This window comes from Salinivibrio sp. MA427 (assembly GCF_001996115.1).
Classification (GTDB): domain Bacteria; phylum Pseudomonadota; class Gammaproteobacteria; order Enterobacterales; family Vibrionaceae; genus Salinivibrio; species Salinivibrio costicola.
Map to the genome: position 1 here is coordinate 1 of NZ_MUFH01000496.1, position 1104 is coordinate 1104.

Here is a 1104-nt window from a genome sequence, read left to right on the forward strand (position 1 = left end):
ACCATACTGGTGTGGTTGCCGAGTAACGGTATCCAATTCCCTGTGACGAACTCGATTAATCCTCCCCCCATGTTTCCAACCACGCCGAAGCTATACATCATCATCGCCATGGTGCCAGCAAGGAGCGCATGAATGGCGAACAGCCAAGGTGCAATGAAAAGGAACGTAAATTCGAGTGGTTCAGTGATACCCACCAGCATCGCCGTGAGCGTCGCGGGAATGAGAAGCGCAGCAACCTTTTTACGATTCTCGGTTTTGGCAGTGGCATACATCGCCATGGCAATCCCAACACAACCAAAGACTTTCGAGTTGCCGTGTAAGGCAAAGCCTCCCGCGGGAAAGAGATCTTTCATCGCCGTTGACGATTGAGTAAAACTCTCGAGATTCATAAACCAATCAGCGGTGATGCCATTTGGTGTCGCGATATTGCCGAAGACAAACGGCGTATAGATGAAGTGATGCAGGCCAGTTGGGATTAAAATGCGTTCGAGAAAGGTGTATAGCCATACGCCAAACGACCCTGACTCCAACATGAATGTTTGCAGACTAAGGATGCCCTGCTGAATGGAAGGCCAAATATAAAGAGTGAGCCAAGCTGCTGGGATCATCGCGAAGAATGACAACATGGCGACAAAAGACGCACCTTGAAAGATACCTAAATAGGCCGGCAATGTTTTTTCAAACGTGCGGTTGTGGATCCAGGTGATCAGAGACGAGATAATGATGGCGCCAAAAATCCCGGTATCGAGCGTTTTGATACCAGCCACTTCTGTAAGTCCTGATGTGCCGCCGATAGCCTGTGAGAAATCAACACCAAAAAACTCGCCCCAAAAGCCTCCCATTGCATTAACGAAGTAGTTAAACGTCAGGTAGGACACAAGCACAACCATCACTGCTCGAGCATGTGCTGTTTTGGCAAGACCTATGGGTAAACCGATAGCAAAAAGCAGCGCCATGTTACGGAAGATGGTCCATCCTCCTTCTTCGATGACTTTTAGTATTTGGTAATAAAGGCCCTCTTTATCTGCAAGATCGCCGACAAACACTGGGTTTTTCAGAACAATACTTAACCCAATCAGTATCCCAACAAACGGGAATAGCAGT

Annotated in this window: 1 protein-coding gene; it reads right to left on the minus strand. The window is 48.0% G+C overall.

The window, feature by feature from the left end:
* Positions 1 to 1103 (minus strand): PTS transporter subunit EIIC (locus BZG79_RS15875; protein ID WP_242414227.1); only part of this gene is annotated, 1103 nt, incomplete at its 3' end.
* Position 1104 lies beyond the last annotated feature (1 nt).